Genomic DNA, 20,020 nt, shown 5'->3' with positions numbered 1-20,020 from the left:
CTGTCACCGTAACAGGATTAATACCCATCAGAAACAGTTGTTTAAATAACTGACATTAATTCAATTGATAAAGCTCTAACGGTAGACCGTCTGGATCACTGAAAAAGGTGTAGTATTTTCCAGTATATTCGTCGATACGGATCGGTTCAACCACCACATCATAAGCCTGCAAATGAGCCACCACCGAGTTAATATCATCGACTTTAAACGCTAAATGACGCAAGCCTTGTGCTTCGGGATAACTGGGTCTTGGCGGCGCGCCATTAAACGAAAATAATTCAATTTGACTGCCATCGGGTAAGGCTAAATCAAGTTTGTAAGAATCACGGGCTTGGCGGTAATGCTCAGCAATAATCTTAAGCCCTAAAACTTGCGTATAAAACGCTTTTGAACGTGGGTAATCGGCACAAATAATCGCGACATGATGAATTCCGTTTAACATGGCTGTCCTTGTAAACCTATTTTTGGCAAAAAATGCTTTATACACAAAACATAAAACCCTGATAGCGCAAGTCTATCAGGGTTTTATCCTAGTTTACATATGGGCAATTTACATCATTGAGCGTTAGATTGTCGCTAAGTAACCGCCCATTTATGGCTGCGGATTATATACCCACTTCACCACCATCATTTTTACGGATCATTACAGTTGCGGCACGTGGACGCACCAAAGTGCCAGCTGGTGTGGCTTGGTCAGCTTTATCAGAATATGGCCAGTTGCCAGGATGCTGAATATTAGCAAATACTGTGGTGTAGTCTGGCGTAATCGCAAAACCGGTGACTTCACAACCATTAGGGCCAACAAAGAAACGCTTAAGCTGGGTTTGGTTTTCAGCCGTTACCACTTGTTGGTTACCATCGGCATCAAGCATGGCCGAAGGTACAATCGCCAACATTTGATCGTTGGTTGCTTCAGTAACTTCAGAGGCACCGTTATCGGTTTGTACCCACAAAATACCCCGTTGATCGAACGCTACACCGTCTGGACTAGCAAACTGGTTTAAGTCCGTTAAGCCAGATAAATTTGTTTCGGCATCACCATCAGTAGGTGAACCAAAGACAAAGATATCCCAGCTAAACTCAGTAGCCGAATCACCTTCATCCCAACGAATGACATGACCAAAGCTATTGTTTAAACGGGGATTGGCAACGTTAGTGCTGTCGGTACGCTTGGTATTGTTGGTCAACGTTAAGTAAACAGTGCCGGTAAACGGATCAACCGTTGTCCACTCTGGACGGTCCATCGGTGTCGCACCGACTAAATCCGCCGCGCCAGCAGTATTTAAGATAATCGCCGCTTGCGAATCAAAAGTACCAGCAAGGGTGCTACCGTCTGTCGTCACGCCATCTAATGTTAGCGGTAGCCACTCTCCGATACCGTCTTCAGTAAACTTAGCCACATATAAGGTCCCGGCATTCATGTACTTATCGCCTACCGTTAAGCGATTTGTGCTATTGGCATCGACGGGATCCCATGCTGCGTCAGAGACATATTTATATAAATATTCAAAACGTGAATCATGGCCTGAGTAGAATGAAATGGGTTTGCCTTCTTCAAGCTTACCAAAGGCACAACCTTCATGGCGGAAGCGACCTAATGCAGTACGCTTAGTCGCGCGAGAGTTTGGATTGTATGGGTCAATTTCAACAATATAACCGTGGCCATTAGCTTCGTTACGGTAATCGTTCGCCGCGCTTGAGCCTGTTGGCGTGACATCAAAACGAGCAAACTCGTCTAAACGCTCGTCGTCATCACCGGCTAAATGGTTCCAGCCATAACGAGTATCAGAGGTAGAAATACCAATTCGAGTTTGTTGCTCGGTTAACGCGCCTTTATTAACAAAATATCCTGGCCAGTTTTCCTCACAGGTTAGATAAGTGCCCCAAGGCGTATAACCATTACCACAGTTATTTAAGGTACCGCGCGCTTGACTGCCGTCGGGAGAATAACGCGTTTCAAGGTATGAACTGTACGCTAACGGACCGGCGATATCCATCACGGTTGCGCCGGTGAAACGGCGGTTATGGCTGTCGTTTTCGACCACTTGCCATAGGTTGTTGACTAATTTAATCCGTACAACTGAAATACCATGGGCATTGATTTCTTTGCGGATTTCATCAATAACGCTGCGCTTACCATCAGCATCAAACGTTGGGCCGCTTGGGTGCAATGCATCTTGGTCGATGTATTCATGGTTGATACACAATAAACCGTCATCTGCCGCATCATTCAGCGGGAAGAAATGCATACCATCATGGTGCATCCCGACAGAGTTTGCTTGGTCTATAGCGGTATTGCTGCCATCGGCTTTCCATGCTGCCGCTTTTGAATTTAATGGTGTTCCCCAAGGCGCTAGCACATAAGCTGAATATCCTGCAGGAACCACCACAGCATCGGTTTTAGACCCTGCAATAGACTCAAAGCCTAATACCGCAGAACTCTGAATTGGTGCAACTGGCGCTGTAGCGGCACTAGGCGGTGTCGGGGTTTGCGCTGCGGTGTCGTTATCAGAACCACAAGCACTTAATCCGAATCCGCCAAACGCAGTCATCGCACTAAGGCCTAGACCACGCTTAACAAAATTACGACGAGATAGATGATTATCCATCACTTCATTGAAAGGAGTATTTTTGCTGTTGTTAAAACGAGTTGGATCAAATGTCGCCTTGCTCATAAATTGTCCTTAGCTATGCTCTGAAAAAAAACGGATCAAATATTAGGTATAATTATTTGTTAATTAACATAAGCGTCTAATGTGACAAAAAGGTACAAACTGGATGACAAAAATGTGGCAATAAAAAGACAATCAGGATACCGCAGCATCTGATGACATCAATATACACACTCTAATTCTAATACTGGCGACTAACGACTAACGACAGATGACTAAATACGAATATTAACGACTCATAAAAATAGATTTTAGCGTTTTTTAGCGCCAGTAGATGATGCCGCTAGGGCTTTTTTACGTGCTTGTTGTTTTAATGCAGATTTAGTTGTTTTACGGGTAACCGGAGCGATCAAATTAAGGTCTGGCTCAAATCCGCCCAGCCATTGCTGCGGTAAACGGCGGTCTAAAAAGGCTTCGAGTTTAGTCAGTAACGGCTCGTCATCAACACTTAATAAGGTAATAGCTTGGCCTTGCTTACCCGCTCGGCCCGTTCGGCCGATCCGGTGTACATAGTCTTCAACTTGAAACGGTAATTCCATATTAACGACAAAATTTAACTCGTTAATGTCTAACCCTCTTGCAGCCACATCGGTGGCAACTAACGCGGTCACATCACCCGCTTTAAAAGCAGCCAACACTTGTTCGCGCACGGCTTGAGTCAGATCAGCATGAAACGGTTCTGCAGCTACGCCAGCTTGCTTCATTTGCTTAACCAATGCGTCTGCGCCTTGTTTAGTACGGCAAAATATCAAGCTTTGTTGCCAGCTTTCTTGGGCAATTAAATGACACAGCATGGCGCACTTTCGGTTGGCATCGACATTAAATACCCGCTCGACAATATGGCTAGCGGTGGTATTACGTTGTGCCACTTCAATCACTTGCGGCGAGCGCAATAAACGGCGACTAAAGCTGAGCATACGATCATCTAAGGTGGCTGAAAATAATAGGGTTTGCCGTGTACTTGGCAAGCGCTTGAGTACCTCGACAATTTCATCTTTAAAGCCCATGTCCAGCATGCGATCCGCTTCATCAAATACCAAATGGGTTAACTGCGACAACGACAATGCGCGCTTACGTAATAAGTCCAATAAACGCCCTGGTGTTGCTACAAGAATATCGGTGCCTGCGGCTAATTGTTGTACCTGAGCCCCAATACTCACCCCGCCATAAACCATCACACAGCCAATATCACTGCCTTTGGCGTATTGCTCGATACTCAACTGTACCTGTTGGGCCAATTCGCGCGTGGGCACCAACACTAAACAGCTAATTACCGCTTTGGCGCTGGGTGTTTCTGCACCGCTATGGGGATCAATAGATACATTACGTCGACTCAATATATTGTGCAGTATTGGTAACGCAAAGGCAGCCGTTTTACCGGTACCTGTTTGCGCTCCCGCCATCACATCTTTACCGCTTAAAATGACCGGAATAGCGCGTAATTGGATAGGGGTCGGTTGCTGATAATTGAGCTCAGCTAAGCGATTAACCAAAAAGGTATCTAATGATAACGCGGCAAAAGACATACAAACTCCAAACATGTGGATGGCCTGTTTACCACACTCATCCAGGTCAAAACAAAGGCTCTACGCTTTACTTGCCAGCATTCTCGTCAATAAAAGTGGCGCTTAAATGTGATGTTGAGCACATCTCAAGTACGTTAGGCTTATGGCGAAAGATAATACTTGACTAAAAAAGTAGGAATTATACAATTAAATACATGCAAATAATAAGCATGTTTAGCTTTCGTCATAAGCTTTCACCACGAAATTCCACCAAGTGACTCTACTACGAGGTATTACCATGAGTTTTTCAATTAGCGGTATTTTCAAGCCAGCCAAGCAAACTGAACCTGTTAGCAATGTGGCACCTAAAGCCGATGACACGAATGCAACAGAAACCAAAGCGCCTCAAACTGAAAACACTGCCAAAAAAGAAGGTAATGGTGGCAGTTGTTGTGGTGGATGTGGCGGCAGCAATCATTAGTCCACTAAATGTTAAACGTTACCACGTCTGAATAAACGTAAATTGTCTTTACTGATGAGTTGCGAATACTGCGCTGTAACGTCGAAAAAGCCATTGGCATACGCTACTGCTACTGAGCCTTGGTTCTGTTTATCGATATAAGCAAAAACAGGGCTCGAAATAAATTCCTTTAAAAACATTTCCACTGCTTTGGTGGCAATGCCCTTGCCCCAATGTTCACGTCCAATCCAATACCCAACTAAACGCATTTGCGGATCGGTCTTTGCGGCTGAGTCGGTATTAATCCACGATACGACATTACCCACTAAAACATCATCTATCCAAATCCCTTGTGCTATAGCCTTTTCATTAGCCAATACTTTTTGCTGCCAATGCAGGTTAAAAGCTTTACGTTTACGCGCCGGAAAATCTGCCATTTTATTAGCAATAGGGTCGTGTTCAAATTCAAACAATATATCTAAATCTGCTTCAGTAATGGGATGAAGAGAAATATTCATTTCAGGTTCGCCTTTTCTATGTTGTGTCACCAAGATCATTTATATTATATATAACCTCAAATCTGTATAAGAGATGAGATCAATCGTTAAAAAAACGGGTTTATTTCAAGTCTTCAATCTCAAACTTGCCATGTGTTTTGCTAACATAGCGTATTGACGCATCAATAGCAGGCCTATTGTAAGCCGATACACCTTAGATCGCGAAACAAAGGGCTGTTTAATAAACAATTATTATCCAGTATTGAGGTTATTACTCTCATTTATCGACACGCTTGACGATGACTTATCGTATCAAGATGCATTAAAGGATGACAGGATGAAAAGCATTAAAACGTGGCAATGGTTAGGCTTTGCTGGCCTTTTACCTTTTATTATTCTCAGTGTGTTGGCGTTCAATCATAGCCTATTAGCACCCGAACATACTATATTGGGATTTGTGAGCTACAGTGCCATTATTTTAAGTTTTGTTGCCGGTTCACTTTGGGGCAAAGCGGTAATCTTAACCTTAGATGACAATATCGCTAAGTTACTTATTATTAGTAATATTATCGCACTCGCAAGCTGGATTGCACTGTTAACTCCGTTTGTATTATCCGCGCTTATTCTGCTCGCTAGTGGTCATCTGTATTTATTATATGTTGAATTTAAAGCCAAACAATTATCAACCACCAACGGCTATCTCACATTACGCACAATATTAACCTCTGTCGCCGTAACATGCCATGTGGTTGTCATGCTCAGTCTGTTAGGCGTTTAGCAAAAGATTAAATCGAATAACAAGCCTATGCAGCTAAGCATGAGCTTTTTATTTGTCACACAAAATAGCTCAACTCAAAAACTTATAAGCCAGTTTGACACTGCTCTTGCTGGTTTATCATCGGTGATAAAATAGGCATCATGCCTTTAAGCACTTGTAATGGCAGTGCTGAAGTAAAGCTAAAGTCGTCAGCTTTCTCCCCTGGCACAAACGCCGTTAGGGTACCAAAATGATGATCGCCTAAATAGAACACAAACGTCGCAGTGCGGTTAATGGCCGTTGAAGACACTTTGCGGCCATTACGAATTTCAGTCGCTATGCGGTTATCACCCGTACCGGTTTTGCCGCCCATAACCACAGGTTGGCCGTTGTTATCCAACAAGCTACCTTTGAGCCTTCTGGCAGTACCATTTTCAACCACATTTGCCAGCGCCCGCTTTAACGCGCGGGCCACTTCTTGATGCATTACGCGGGTGATCATTTGCTTGTCGTTGGCTAGCGTCACTTCGTAAGGCGTGTCTTTAGCAAACTGTAATTCATCAATTCTGACCGTTGGGTAACGATAACCATCATTTTGAATAATGCCCATTAGCTCAGCCAGCGCCGCAGGTCTATCACCCGAGCTACCTAATGCAGACCCCAATGACGGTACCATGTATTCAAACGGATAACCCATTCTTACCCAACGTTGGTGAATGCTTAAAAAGGCCTCGACCTCTAACATCACTTGAATACGCACATCGCGTGCATTTTGATGGCGGGTTCGAAATAACCAACGATACACTTCTTGTAATTGCGGTTGCGCGTCTTCTAACACTTGGCTCAGGCCGGTTTCTGGGTAGTCATTTAAATAGCGCAATACCCACAGTTCTAACGGATGCACCCGAGCAATATAACCTTGATCCGCAAGGTTGAATTTATCTTCACCGTATTTGTTGTACAGCAGATTAATTTGTTTCTCGCTAAAGTCTTTTGCGGGTAAGCGTTTGACTAAAAAGGCCTTTAACTCTTGGACGCCATCGTAGGGTTTTAAATAGCGATAAACAGCCGTTAACTTATGCTCTTGTTGTTGAATCCCGTCAAACAACACCTCAAGGCGTTGCTCTGGGGCCAGCTGACGATATTTGCGATAAAAACGTTTTACAAACGAACTGCCTTCACGTTTAGCAAACGCTTTGAGGTATTCTTCACGACGAGGATCTTTGTCGTTACGCAATAACTGCGACACACTGCCTTCGCTGTTATAACTACTGCTGTAATTAACAATGTCTTGCATTAGCCGCACAAATGGCAAGTTTATTGACTCTTGTAATGCCTGATATAACGTTGGTACGCGACTGTTTTCTTTGCTATTAAAATTATTAAATACATGTAAACCACCACCAGTGAAAAAACGCTCATTTGGTGAGGCCGAATACTCACGCAGTAAGGCTGCATCCAACATCCGGGTTAAATTGCGATCTCGAGTCGTCATCAAATAATCGACGACCCAACGCGTAATGTGGTCTTTACGTTCCACATCCACTTGGCGCAAATCAGCCACCGTCATGGCCGAAAAACGCTGTTGTAACTCGGCAATAATGTCTAAATATGTGGCTAACACCCGTAATTTAGCCGTTGAACCTAGCTCCAATTTACTGCCTTCATTGATATCAAACGGCTGATCAATACTGTCGGTTTGAATGCGAACGCGGTTGGCACTGTCGGTACTCTCGTACAACGTAAAACTGTACAGTACTTTATCTAACTGTTGCACGGACAGTAAACGCTCACCCAGCAATCCAATACGCTCAGCGGTTGGCTCAGAGGCTAAGCTGCGTAAGTAATCGCTAACTTGTTGCTGTATATCACCATGGAACGTGCTGTTAATCGCTAAGTCGTAGCGATTTAAATCATACAAACTTAACCCCAGCATCCCAGCAGTACGAATTCGTACCGCATTAATACCTTTATTGTTAGATACGTTAGTGGTTGCTAACTTACTGGTATTAAATTGCAATGTTTGCTCAAGTGCCGACACCATTAGTTGCGTTTCAATCAGACCATCACTGCCCAATAAACGTAAATAACTGTCTACTAACGATTCTAAATTGTCATGGCCTTGAAGTAAGTAATACGACGGCCGACGCTGGGCTATCATTAATGCCACGACTTGACGAAACACCTTGCCGCGCTGTGCCGCATTTTGTTGAGTATGATGGCTCAATAATAATTGATTAGCCTGATTAAAATCAGTTTTGAACCACGCCCATAAACCATCACCAATACCATGGACTTCACCAAAACCGGGAGCTGATGATAATGGTACTGTGTTGAGATAATCTTGTACGATGCGTTGACGAGCGCCAATGGTGCTTTCACCTTGCTGATACACTCGCACTATTGCGGAACCAATTTGCAATAGCTTATCTTTGATACTCAAGGTTAGACCATGATTAGAATGTCTAAATTTTTCAATTTGAGTCGCTAAAGTACTGCCTCCCGCTTTAGACATATCAGCCCCGAAACTGCCAGCAACTTGGCTCGCGCCAGCCAGCACAAACCGAGGCCAGTCAACCACAGGATTATAGTTAGCTTCTGGACTCAACATTTCGCGGTTTTCAATAAACAATAGTGTGTTAATGACTTGATAAGGGATCTTATCTTGGTGTTGATAAACACGTTTAGGATATGAGAAATCGAATACCGTCATGTCACGGCAATCTTTTATCGATAAGCCTGATTGTGCTTTTTCATGATACGGCGGGAAAAAACCCATGTTGGTATAATCCATCAACATCGGTGAAAATGCCACTTGCTGAGTAATTTGATAATTACGCTCAATTAAGCGGGCTATTTTCTGCGGTAATTGGCTATAACCATGGCGATCATCAAACGGGCCATATTTAGGGTAAATCACCGCATTACTGCGATAATCACGTAATGTATAGGTTAATTTGGTGGCATATTGATGCAAAAAATAAGATTGATAATACGATGTCCGCACCTCAAATTCGACCAGATAAGCCGTTGCTAACAATAATACTATGAATAACCAACCCGCTTTACTGCGACGAACCGGAGTCGGTTTGGCGGAAGATGTATTAGGTCGAAAATTATCAAACTGACTATCAGGATGTGGACTAGACACAAACTCTCCATGTAACCCATAAAATCACAATAATGCACCATTTTACTTTTGGTTGAGATGTTCAACACATAGCGGATCTAATTTGTGATAATTTTATCAGATGGATAAAGCCATTAGATATAGACAAAATAACTAAATACTGTTTTTTTAAGCCTTTATTGCCACAATATCGGTGTTTTTATATAAAAGCCCTTACCGCTAATTTAAGGATTATTTTGGATAGCTGCACTTCAACTCCCACAACCTATCCACCATTACGATTAGGTTTAGCCATGTGGTCACAAAATCAATGGCAAAAAACAATATACGGCAATAGCCAAGCGCATCGTCTTGCGCGCTATGCACAAATATTTAATACCGTAGAAGGTAATACCACCTTTTACGCCACGCCGTCATTACAAAATGTCCAAAATTGGCATGCCGCAACCCATGACGGTTTTAAATTTACCTTTAAACTGCCCAAACATATCACCCACGAATTACGGTTACAAAATGCAGGCCCAGCCTTACAACAATTTTTTAGGGTAATGGACCCCCTTATGAGCCGAACAGGGATGTGGAAAATTCAACTTCCCGCCAGCTTTGGACCACAGTCTTTGCCACAATTAGCGCAATTTTTAACACAAGTACCCCAAGGGTTAACCTATGGGGTAGAAGTGCGTAATAGCGCCTTTTTTGCCAAAGGAGAAGCCGAACAAGCATTAAACCGTTTATTGATAAACCATCAATGCAATCGTATTATTATGGACTCGCGCCCAGTATTCGCCGCCCCACCAACGACCTCTGCAGTGATCGATGCTCATCAAAAAAAACCCAATGTGCCGGTGCATGCAATCGCAACGGCCAGCAATCCAGTAGTACGCTTTATTGGTCATCCGCAAGCAGAGGCCAACGTGCACTTTTTCCAAAACTGGCTTAAACAGTTACCTTTATGGATCGCGCAACACAAGCAACCCTATTTGTTTATCCACACCCCAGACAATCACAGCGCGCCGCAATTAGCCGTCGATTTGTACCGTTTACTTCAACAAGAACTGCAACACAGCTCATCGCCACTCACTGATATCAATTTGCTACCTCAACATCAGCACACAACAACGCAACTGGGCTTTGATTTGTAAGACTCATTTTTATAACATAGGCCAGAATTCAGATGATAACCTCTGCTGGGGATAATAAACTGTTAGCTCTTTGTGCTGCTATTTTATGATATTATCAGCGCCGATCAGGTCTGCCCTCGCAGCGCGTTTATGTTGATAAAGGAACCACAATGAGTGAATCTGCAACCCGTCTAAATAAATACATTAGTGAGAGTGGCGTTTGCTCACGTCGTGAAGCAGACCGCTACATTGAACAAGGTAATGTTTTTATCAATGGCAAACGAGCCAAAATTGGTGACGCCGTCGAATTAGGCGATAAAGTCAAAGTTAATGGTCATGATATCGCCCCTCGTGATGAAGCAGATTTAATCTTTATCGTGCTAAATAAACCTGTCGGTATAGTCAGTACTACCGAAAGCACCGAACGCGATAACATTGTCGATTTTGTTAACCACAGTGAGCGAGTATTTCCAATTGGTCGCTTAGACAAAGATTCACAAGGATTAATATTTCTCACCAGCAATGGTGACTTGGTCAATAAAATCCTTCGCGCAGGTAACAATCACGACAAAGAATATCTGGTCACGGTCAATAAACCTATTACTGAAGCCTTTTTACACGGCATGCGAGCAGGCGTTCCCATGCTGGGTGTCACCACTAAAAAGTGCAACGTTGAACAAGTCTCAACGTTTGTATTTAAAATCATTTTAGTTCAAGGGCTTAATCGTCAGATCCGCCGCATGTGTGAACATTTTAACGTTGAAGTCACCAAGCTTGAACGTCAGTCAATTATGAATGTGTCACTTAAAGGGCTGCCTGTAGGAGAGTGGCGCGATTTAGACGAACAAGAACTCAGCACCTTAATGAAATTGATTGAACACTCATCTTCTGAAGTCAAAAATTCGCCAAAAAAAGCCAAGAAAAAACCTAACCAAAGCTTACGAGATAAAATTGAAGGTCCAGAACACTTTATGCAAGGTAGAGGGGCTAAGCCTAAAAAGCCAACCGCAAATAAAGGTAAAGTGAGCCATTCAAGAAAACCGAAACGCTAAGCTCAAGCATATGCAGCAACAACCACAACATCCTTAATATCGGGTTTAAGATATAACATATGGTTTACACCGAAAAACAGTCACTTTACCGTATGCAATAGGTTTAAAGTCTGTAGGCTTGTATTTTTGGTGCTAAAAAAATGAACAAATACTGTGTAAAGATTAACAAAAACATATTCCTATATAGTTTACTAAAAAAATAACATTGAATAAAATTCACACAAAATTCTTTTCTATTTATATATTGCGTGTTAGGGTCTGCATAGATTTTCTACAATATTAGCTAAAGCATATAAACGAAATATTGTCGTGAAAACAAAAAATGACAGCAACAGGATGCTGGGTTTTTAAACAAGGAATGTGACATGTTCAGCAATAATCTTTTAATCGTAGATTTCCCTGATCACCTTTATGGGCAATTTCGGCACTTCGCGAATTTGATTGAATTTAATCTAATTTCAACCAATGCCAACAACGCATTATCAACAAAATCAAATGCCGAAAATGCCGAAAATGGCACTACCATTATGGTTCATTATCTTGAGAATCCATTACAAGAAATTGGTTGCTTATCTGCCGAATTATTTAAAAGCGACTTGCATATCGCATTCTGTCCTGCGCTGAATGTGGAATTAGAAGTCATCTTTATTTCATCGGGATTTCATGGTGCTATTAGTGTCGATGACGCTATCGCTCAGCAAATACAAAGCATCAAGAAAGTACATGATGGCGACATTAGTTTTCACCCAAAAGCGGTATCCAAATACATTTTACAAAGAAAGCGTATTCCATCTTCAGGTAATCGCGCCAAAATACTCGCGGTGACCACCAAAAAAGAACAGCAAGTCTTGTCCCTCATATTGCATGGATTAACCAACGAAGAAATAGCCAAAGAGCTTAGTATCTCAGTTAATACCGTAAAAATGCATGTCCAAAATATTTATAAAAAGACCAAGATTAAAAATCGTGGTCAATTATTTGCTTTCGCTGCCAGTTGAACATTCCCACAATAATATTATTCGACTAAATACCGAAAACAGACTCGGCAATCTATTGATGACTTAATACATTGCTTTGTATGAATCAATTTTATGTTTCAAATACACTCTATAAGAGCAAAAAAGCTCTACCCATAATGTAAGGACACATTAATACATCATAAAAGCTTATTAGCCATGTTAATTTCTGCCGCAATGTTAGTGGGTTGCGGTTCATCTGACGACGATTCTAGTACTGACATTACTCAACCTGATTCTGGCACACCAACAACGCCTGTATCAGAATACAATCACCAGGTTACCGGTTTAGCGGTATATCAAGGTGCATTATTTGGTGCGACTGTTTGCGCCGATTTAAACAAAAACCTAGCTTGTGATACCGATGAACCCTATTCCATTACGGATAATGAAGGTAACTACCAAGTTGATTGGAACAGCGAAATTGAAACACCCGATTATTATTTAGTGGCGAACTGGGAAGCAGCAAAAGCAACTCAAGCAATTCGAGCACGCTCTTTAGCGCTTAACATTAAAAACTCAACCACCCGATCTGCGCCAAAATCTATCGTTAGTGATGCAGGGAAAGGCACATTAATCGCTAGCCCACAATACAATGGGGCGATTAACAACCTGACTCATATTAAACTCTCTCGTGTGATGGAGATGAAGAGTCAAAATCTGTCTGACAGCGAAATTAACCAGTTATCTACTCAATTAGATGGTTTGCAGGCAACCTTATATCAGTTAGACACAGCAACCTTATATGCTGTTTCTGCTGAAGCCTCAGCAACAGCCAGTTTTATTCGTCTTGAATATGCTATTGCGTATTTACAACAAGTGATCGCGACCCAAATACCAAACTTAATTGCTGCTGAAATAATTATTAATGCTATTTATGCTGAGCTTTGGCAAATATTAAGTGATAGTGGCCTTTCTGCAGAAGAATTTTTCTCAACTGACGTATTTACTTTAGCAGCCAACATACTGTTTAGTAACGCCGCTATAGCTTTAGGATTTACTGAATTACCGATTGATTCACGTATTTTGTCACAAAATGATTGGGATATTGTGCTTGGTAACATCATTAATGAAAACGGCTTTACAAATACCTTATCGCTTACCTTATCTTCTGATGTGAATGCTTTTTCAATACAAAATGCTGATAATACAAAAGCTCTGAACTGGGTATTTAGGCAACCTAATCTGGAGTTTGCTTTTGAGGTTACGTTAAGAGAGGATGAGGAAGATGATACTCAAACTGAATGCTGGAACAAAACTGATAAGCGCTGGTATACCGAAGACAATGGACCAGTAATTGAACCTACCATTACAGGTAACACTTTCAATACGGTATATGCTGGAACGAGTGTGCCTATTACCATCGATATAGATAAAATTACTGGCGCAAATAATAGTGAATATTGGCAATCGGTTTTAAATATGTCCCCAGAAATCTTAAAGTTAGACACATTAACTTGGCCTGACACTTTATATCGATTAAACATAACTCAAACAGCCGACGTTATGTGTCGTGTCGTTGATGACTATCAAACTTATGAGCTATCAAGCTTTGTGACTGAAGAAACGCTCTCTACTACTATGATTGCGGAAATCTTATTTGATTTTTATTTCCCAGACAATATTAGCATAGATGAAGAAAATCAAACTATTGCACTGCTTGACGATGATGGCAGTATTGAACAACGTTTTCAAATGACTAAAAGCAATAGTCCGAGTGATCAGTTATTAATTGAAGTGGCTGAAATCGTCGAAGGCTCTGCACAACAATATGTGTATCCAGACTACTTTGTACTTGATAACCAACAACTGATTGAAGTTGAACTCAATAAAGCAATGCAAACATCTACAGCAAATAATGTATCGGTAACGTTTGATAACAACACAGGGTTTACCCAAACCTTGTATCAACACCTTTACGACCAAGTCAAGCCATTGATTTTTTGGTCAATAAAGGCCGCTACTGATAGAAATAAAAACCCCCATAGCGTTGGTTTATGGGGGTTTATTCATTCAGCAGCGAAATATTATCTAGCTTTAATCATATTGCCTTGTTTATCTTTAAAATTGCCAATAGCAATAATGATAAAAGCGATATGTGATCAAACGCTAAAAAAACATACAACCATTAAAAAATAGATCTACACGCCTAGCTTTACTGCTCGTCATCCTCTTCAGCTTGCATACGTTCTACATCTTGCTTGGTATAGCCCATGGCTTCGGTTATATAACACATCTTCACCAACTGGAACATTTGCACAAAAGAGCTAACCCGTCCTGCATGCATTTGTACATTTAATAACGCCATGGTGGCACCTGCATTATCGCCGGGGGATACTGTAGCGCTCAATTCAGATAACGACTGGTTATTAGCAGAGACCTCATCAATCAAGCTGTTATATTCTGTGACGTTTTCTGGCGTATAACAGGTAGATGTTTCAGGTAATTGCGATAAAAACTGCTCATACTCTTTTACAAACAACCTAGCTTGCACCAACGTCTGCTCACCGAGTGCTTGTAATTCTTGCACCTTGCCACTTTGGAATACAGCCGACGCATTGCCAGAATCCATGAGCTGATTAAACTCTTGCATCAAGACTAGCTGCTTATCGGATAGCACTTTTGCATCTTGTGCTATGGGTTTGGTTTTAGCTTCAAATGCATCAATAGCAACTTGGTTACTAGCCAATGCAGCAAAACTCATTGTGGTAATGGCAGTAGTAATGGCCACCAGTAAGCTGGTTTTTTTCATCATGTTCATCGATAACATCCTGTTAGTAGAGATTTAAATAAGTGACTTGAGCCAATATCCTATTCAGCGTTTAAGGTATGGCATTAACCAGCTGTGAATGGCATAGCTGTGCTCAGTTGGTAATCTAAAAGCTAACCATTCGGCACCTAGTCGAGTTACTAAATACGTATTTCTAGTAATGTTTACTACGCCAATGATATCTGAACGTTTATAGGTTTTTTCGTTAAACACACCATGTTTAACAATCAAACTATCATTATAAATTCTGAGTTTTGTCCCCGCTGCGCGGTAAAAAAATACCCAAGAAAAAAAACCAATCAGTAACGCTGATAAAGCATATTGAACTGGCAAGGATACATAAGGCGTAAAAGCGGATTCAGAAAAGAATAATATAAATATCGAAATAAAAAATGATATGCCTATGGTACTCATCGCAAACAGCCAAAATCTTAATGATGTAAAAGGCATGCCGCCTACAGTCAGTTGCTGAAAGCCAGATTCGCGTACTAAACCACCTGTTGGAAGTGCAGTGGGCTTATGGTCTTTTAATAACCCTTTAGTACTAAATTTATGCCTTTTATGCTGAACAACTAATGCCAAATCGGTATCAAAGTGTTTTTCAAAAAACATCACGATATTGATCATGGTTGAAACATTTCTGATAGTGATATGCCATTCAGGGAAGCTATAAAACTTAAGCGCATAATGATGCATAACGCTTTCTTGACGATCTAAAAAAGCGTTAAATTCACCGGTAATGAAACCAGACATTTCGAGTAATGAAAGATTATTATTAGTCACAATCTCTTTCTCTTTGGTAATACCGAACCAGGACTTTGTTTTCACCACCTCTTTACGGGTCGCATCAATCGTTAATCGGTTACGCTTAAACATAGGAAAGAATAAACAACTGCCGACAAGGGCTATAATGAGTGGCATGAATATCTCGCCCGTATCTTGGTAGCCAAACCAACCTAAATAAATAACACCTGCCCCCATGGCGGCCATACCAATACCAAAAATAAAGCCGATAATGCCACCTGTATCTTGCAGCACAATGCTATGATCTGTCTGCTTACAAATTTTATAACTCATAAATCCCTTTAATATGCTTTAAGCATTAAAAAGCAAAGCCCTATTGATTTAACAATAGGGCTATTTGACTTAGTTAAGGCTTTTTACCAAAATACCATCGGCCATCCTCATGGCGTTTAAAATAACAGGAAGTTCCCCTGTCAAACGTCATGATCCCTGCTTTATATCTTATTTTAATATTTTTGGTTTGAAGCCCTTCATACTCAGATTTCTTAATTTCATCCTTCATTTCAAATAGGTCATATTCTGTTAATGGCTTAGCACCAAAGCGTTTTAGGTGTCCTTCTGGCCAATCTTTCTCAAGCATAGGCTCCATTTTTTTCATCGATTTAAGTAATAAATGAAAGAATAAATCCGGATCATTTTTTAAATAACTATTAACCATATAGTCTTGGCAGACGGCCTTTAGGTTAGCATCGGACCCTGACGAATCCCCACAAAAGAATGAATAAAAATAATGAGATAGGTTAAAAACTGAGGAACATTCATGGCATTTGGTGATCAAATTTATCGCTAAACAAAAATTACCACGAGTAAATGCCATGAATGCAAAACAAGTTTTATCAAAATGCCTCTCACTTGTCACCCCGTTAATGCACAAAACTCGCCGACAAAGTCTGTTCTCTGCAATTGAAAGCTCAATGAATGGTGGAGCATTATCAATCAGAGGGCTTGGCCGTGATATTGAAAGTAAAGCCAAGGAAAAACATAAGATTAAGCGTGTTGATAGGCTTTGTAGTAATCCTTATCTTCATCGTGATATTGAGGTCACTTATACTCGTATGACCTGCTTGCTCGTCGGAATACCAAAAATGCCACCCATTTTTATAATGAAATAACTTACTGCCTTTTCACTTGAATTACGATAGCCTTTTATGACTATACAAAAACCAAAATACATCCTTTTAAACAGCAAATAAGTTTTTAAACTTGATAATCAGCTTATAGGCCAAAATCAAGGCAACACTTTGACCGATACCAACCAAAGTGTTAAAAACATTATAGTTTTCTCGACATTAAGCCTTAAGCACACAACCAACGCTGGCAATTTGAAGCGCCTTGTCGTCGCTTTCGGTCTAAATGTTCACAATAGTCAGTTAATGCAGGTAAAGCCCCTACTGCGCCTTTGAATAACGCGCCAAACTCGGTAGTAATTTTTAGCCAGTTCTCGGCAGGGATGTTGAGTCTATTAAGAATATCTTGGCTGCTTGAACTAATGGCACCGCGCTTATCTTGTCGAATAATCCTACCAGTATCTTCAACCAGTACGATGTAGTCTTTTACACTGAACATTAACCCATTAGGTATGTTTAAGCGCTCATTACCCACAAAAGGCAATAATTCTGTTGGTTGCTCACCTTTTATCGCTGAATTTATTCGACGCTGAATACTGGTATAGTCTGAGCTTTCGGGTGTGGTGGCCATTTGGGCGCGAATAGGATTTAAATCAACATAAGCCATACAAGCTAATACTGCGACTTCATCTAATAGTGCTTGAGATTTAAAGCGTCCTTCCCAGAACCTGCCAGTGCACTTATCTTCTTTGTTGGCCATTCGGGCTATCGGCTCACTGAGTGAGCGCATAAACCAGCTAATATCGATTAAGCGTTGTCGATATTGGGTGATACTGTCATTTACCGTCATTAATTCAAATTCATTCAGGTCTTCACTTTTTACGAACTTATGTGTCAGTAAGGTCCCTTTAAAGCCTTTGTGCCATTGAATTAGCACTTCTTTATCTGACCATTGTTTTGCTTTGTCAGCATCAACCTTTAACACCACATGCAGATGATTGCTCATCACGGCATAAGCACAAATGTCGATGGCAAAAATGGTCGCTAACTCTAGAATGCGCGAATCAACCCATTTTCGTCGATGTTCAAAGTTTTCGCCTGTTGAGTTATCAAAACCACACAGAAAAGCTTTACGCACGACCCGCGAGCAGCAGTGATAATAAGGTGTGTCGTCTAAGCTAACGATAGTTTGTCTTGGTCTGGCCATCTTCAAATACCATTTAGGAAGGGGAAATAAAGCGTAGTTGATTGTTTGATATTTGGCCAATAATTCTGGGTGGCCATGCTATTAATTGGACAGTGATAGTAAGGCGTGTCTTCTAAGCTAACGATAGTTTGTCTTGGTCTGGCCATCTTCAAATACCATTTAGGAAGGGTAAATAAAGCGTAGTTGAGTGTTTAATATTTGGCCAATAATTCTGGGTGGCCATGCTATTGTCTTCAACCAGTACGATGTAGTCTTTTACACTGAACATTAACCCATTAGGTATGTTTAAGCGCTCATTACCCACAAAAGGCAATAATTCTGTTGGTTGCTCACCTTTTATCGCTGAATTTATTCGACGCTGAATACTGGTATAGTCTGAGCTTTCGGGTGTGGTGGCCATTTGGGCGCGAATAGGATTTAAATCAACATAAGCCATACAAGCTAATACTGCGACTTCATCTAATAGTGCTTGAGATTTAAAGCGTCCTTCCCAGAACCTGCCAGTGCACTTATCTTCTTTGTTGGCCATTCGGGCTATCGGCTCACTGAGTGAGCGCATAAACCAGCTAATATCGATTAAGCGTTGTCGATATTGGGTGATACTGTCATTTACCGTCATTAATTCAAATTCATTCAGGTCTTCACTTTTTACGAACTTATGTGTCAGTAAGGTCCCTTTAAAGCCTTTGTGCCATTGAATTAGCACTTCTTTATCTGACCATTGTTTTGCTTTGTCAGCATCAACCTTTAACACCACATGCAGATGATTGCTCATCACGGCATAAGCACAAATGTCGATGGCAAAAATGGTCGCTAACTCTAGAATGCGCGAATCAACCCATTTTCGTCGATGTTCAAAGTTTTCGCCTGTTGAGTTATCAAAACCACACAGAAAAGCTTTACGCACGACCCGCGAGCAGCAGTGATAATAAGGTGTGTCGTCTAAGCTAACGATAGTTTGTCTTGGTCTGGCCATCTTCAAATACCATTTAGGAAGGGGAAATAAAGCGTAGTTGATTGTTTGATATTTGGCCAATAATTCTGGGTGGCCATGCTATTAATTGGACAGTGATAGTAAGGCGTGTCTTCTAAGCTAACGATAGTTTGTCTTGGTCTGGCCATCTTCAAATACCATTTAGGAAGGGTAAATAAAGCGTAGTTGAGTGTTTAATATTTGGCCAATAATTCTGGGTGGCCATGCTATTGATTGCTATAGACTGCAACGCTGCGACTTAATCTTGATTGTTGACCAGAGATAACATTCACTGTGATCGGCTTTATTTCACCATTAGATATTTTTGATGATGTATATAATTTATAACTCCTTGAAGAATTTTTTATTCTCCCTTGCTTGAAATCACTTGTAATGGCTCTATTTGAAACTTTTGTTTTATCACTACTATTTCTTAACATGAACACAATCTCACCAAGTTCTTTAGCTAAAATAACTTTTGCAGCATCTTTAAAATTTATACCAACTGTAATTGTTGAATATTCTAAGAAATCCTTTTCATACCCATACATTTTAAAGTCTTGAGTTTGTGAAACGAGGGAAATATTATCTACTGAAAGAATTCTCACTTTTTGTAAAAGTGGTTCAATTTGCTTTAATGGTTCATCAGCTAACTCTTCAGAGTCCTCAACCACTTTCTCTGTAACCAGTAATAAATCTACAATATCGCCGGGTAGCGCCATTCCAGAAGCAGAGTTTAAATTATCAATTTCTAATGTAACAGCCCTTTCACCCTCTCGCAGTAAATCAGAAAAGCTTTCTATACCCAGACCTGCAACATAATGACTAAGCAAAGGTTCACCTGCTATCATATTGTGTTTCACAACTTGCCCCTCATACGTAAGCGCTCAATTAACCGCACATACCAATAATCTTCAAATGTGACATGATTATTTCCTAACTAAATCTAGGAAAACAATCATGTCAAAAAACGATAAAATACAATACTG

At 40.9% G+C, this 20,020-nt stretch carries 17 protein-coding genes and 1 pseudogene; 7 read left to right on the top strand and 11 right to left on the bottom strand.

Features of this window, described 5'->3' with window-relative positions:
* Positions 1-55 precede the first annotated feature (55 nt).
* From gloA2 to AAEY93_RS19260, 3 genes are all read right to left on the bottom strand, one after another.
* Positions 56-442: an SMU1112c/YaeR family gloxylase I-like metalloprotein gene (gene gloA2, locus AAEY93_RS19270; RefSeq protein WP_351079167.1), complete on the bottom strand. Its 387-nt coding sequence runs from the start codon at positions 440-442 to the stop codon at positions 56-58.
* A gap of 163 nt (positions 443-605) precedes the next feature.
* The gene (locus AAEY93_RS19265) at positions 606-2,675 is read right to left on the bottom strand and encodes a PhoX family protein (protein WP_351079164.1); all 2,070 of its coding nucleotides are present in this window, start codon (positions 2,673-2,675) and stop codon (positions 606-608) included.
* Between the two features lie 248 nt (positions 2,676-2,923).
* Positions 2,924-4,198, bottom strand: a complete 1,275-nt coding sequence (locus AAEY93_RS19260) for a DEAD/DEAH box helicase (RefSeq protein ID WP_101032848.1) — start codon at positions 4,196-4,198, stop codon at positions 2,924-2,926.
* Positions 4,199-4,475: 277 nt separating this feature from the next.
* Between AAEY93_RS19260 and AAEY93_RS19255 the strand changes: the two genes are divergently transcribed.
* Positions 4,476-4,658, top strand: coding sequence for a hypothetical protein (locus AAEY93_RS19255; RefSeq protein ID WP_124014212.1), 183 nt, complete (start codon positions 4,476-4,478; stop codon positions 4,656-4,658).
* Between the two features lie 11 nt (positions 4,659-4,669).
* Here the strand turns inward: AAEY93_RS19255 and AAEY93_RS19250 are convergent, their stop codons facing one another.
* Complete coding sequence (locus tag AAEY93_RS19250; RefSeq protein ID WP_157822216.1) at positions 4,670-5,155, bottom strand: GNAT family N-acetyltransferase; 486 nt, start codon at positions 5,153-5,155, stop codon at positions 4,670-4,672.
* 316 nt (positions 5,156-5,471) lie between these two features.
* On the opposite strand from AAEY93_RS19250, the gene AAEY93_RS19245 reads away from it, so the two are divergent.
* On the top strand, positions 5,472-5,912 hold the full coding sequence (locus AAEY93_RS19245) for a DUF3429 domain-containing protein (protein ID WP_101032851.1): 441 nt from the start codon (positions 5,472-5,474) through the stop codon (positions 5,910-5,912).
* A gap of 82 nt (positions 5,913-5,994) precedes the next feature.
* On the opposite strand, the gene AAEY93_RS19240 is transcribed toward AAEY93_RS19245, so the two are convergent.
* The gene (locus AAEY93_RS19240; protein WP_351079158.1) at positions 5,995-9,042 is read right to left on the bottom strand and encodes a transglycosylase domain-containing protein; all 3,048 of its coding nucleotides are present in this window, start codon (positions 9,040-9,042) and stop codon (positions 5,995-5,997) included.
* A gap of 215 nt (positions 9,043-9,257) precedes the next feature.
* Here AAEY93_RS19240 and AAEY93_RS19235 point away from each other — a divergent pair, with 215 nt between their 5' ends.
* The 4 genes from AAEY93_RS19235 to AAEY93_RS19220 all read left to right on the top strand — a co-directional run bounded on the left by AAEY93_RS19235 (position 9,258) and on the right by AAEY93_RS19220 (position 14,349).
* Complete coding sequence (locus tag AAEY93_RS19235; RefSeq protein WP_502959568.1) at positions 9,258-10,163, top strand: DUF72 domain-containing protein; 906 nt, start codon at positions 9,258-9,260, stop codon at positions 10,161-10,163.
* Between the two features lie 149 nt (positions 10,164-10,312).
* On the top strand, positions 10,313-11,194 hold the full coding sequence (gene rluF, locus AAEY93_RS19230) for a 23S rRNA pseudouridine(2604) synthase RluF (RefSeq protein WP_351079153.1): 882 nt from the start codon (positions 10,313-10,315) through the stop codon (positions 11,192-11,194).
* 365 nt (positions 11,195-11,559) lie between these two features.
* On the top strand, positions 11,560-12,192 hold the full coding sequence (locus tag AAEY93_RS19225) for a response regulator transcription factor (protein ID WP_351079150.1): 633 nt from the start codon (positions 11,560-11,562) through the stop codon (positions 12,190-12,192).
* Between the two features lie 177 nt (positions 12,193-12,369).
* Positions 12,370-14,349, top strand: a complete 1,980-nt coding sequence (locus AAEY93_RS19220) for a hypothetical protein (protein ID WP_351079147.1) — start codon at positions 12,370-12,372, stop codon at positions 14,347-14,349.
* A 16-nt stretch (positions 14,350-14,365) separates the two neighbouring features.
* Here AAEY93_RS19220 and AAEY93_RS19215 read toward each other — a convergent pair whose 3' ends face one another.
* The 3 genes from AAEY93_RS19215 to AAEY93_RS19205 form a co-directional block, all read right to left on the bottom strand.
* Complete coding sequence (locus tag AAEY93_RS19215) at positions 14,366-14,971, bottom strand: hypothetical protein (RefSeq protein WP_351079144.1); 606 nt, start codon at positions 14,969-14,971, stop codon at positions 14,366-14,368.
* Between the two features lie 54 nt (positions 14,972-15,025).
* Complete coding sequence (locus AAEY93_RS19210; protein ID WP_351079141.1) at positions 15,026-16,057, bottom strand: hypothetical protein; 1,032 nt, start codon at positions 16,055-16,057, stop codon at positions 15,026-15,028.
* 73 nt (positions 16,058-16,130) lie between these two features.
* The gene (locus tag AAEY93_RS19205; protein WP_351079138.1) at positions 16,131-16,442 is read right to left on the bottom strand and encodes a hypothetical protein; all 312 of its coding nucleotides are present in this window, start codon (positions 16,440-16,442) and stop codon (positions 16,131-16,133) included.
* Positions 16,443-16,599: 157 nt separating this feature from the next.
* Between AAEY93_RS19205 and AAEY93_RS19200 the strand changes: the two are divergent.
* Positions 16,600-16,887, top strand: a pseudogene (locus AAEY93_RS19200) (IS4 family transposase); the annotation flags it as partial.
* Between the two features lie 193 nt (positions 16,888-17,080).
* On the opposite strand, the gene AAEY93_RS19195 reads toward AAEY93_RS19200, so the two are convergent.
* The 3 genes from AAEY93_RS19195 to cpaB all read right to left on the bottom strand — a co-directional run bounded on the left by AAEY93_RS19195 (position 17,081) and on the right by cpaB (position 19,894).
* Positions 17,081-18,058 (bottom strand): transposase, encoded by a 978-nt coding sequence (locus AAEY93_RS19195; protein ID WP_351079135.1) that lies wholly within the window; start codon positions 18,056-18,058, stop codon positions 17,081-17,083.
* 148 nt (positions 18,059-18,206) lie between these two features.
* Positions 18,207-19,034 carry a transposase gene (locus AAEY93_RS19190; protein ID WP_351079132.1) on the bottom strand — a complete coding sequence of 276 codons (828 nt, stop codon included), beginning with the start codon at positions 19,032-19,034 and terminating at the stop codon, positions 18,207-18,209.
* 224 nt (positions 19,035-19,258) lie between these two features.
* A complete protein-coding gene (gene cpaB / locus AAEY93_RS19185) occupies positions 19,259-19,894 on the bottom strand; it encodes a Flp pilus assembly protein CpaB (RefSeq protein WP_351079129.1) in 636 nt (211 codons plus the stop codon).
* Positions 19,895-20,020: the final 126 nt, after the last annotated feature.

The sequence above is a fragment of the Shewanella sp. CAL98-MNA-CIBAN-0140 genome (genome assembly GCF_040309905.1).
Classification (GTDB): Bacteria; Pseudomonadota; Gammaproteobacteria; order Enterobacterales; family Shewanellaceae; genus Shewanella; species Shewanella psychromarinicola.
Note: the sequence above shows the minus strand (reverse complement) of the source record. Positions and strands in the feature narration are given on the sequence as shown.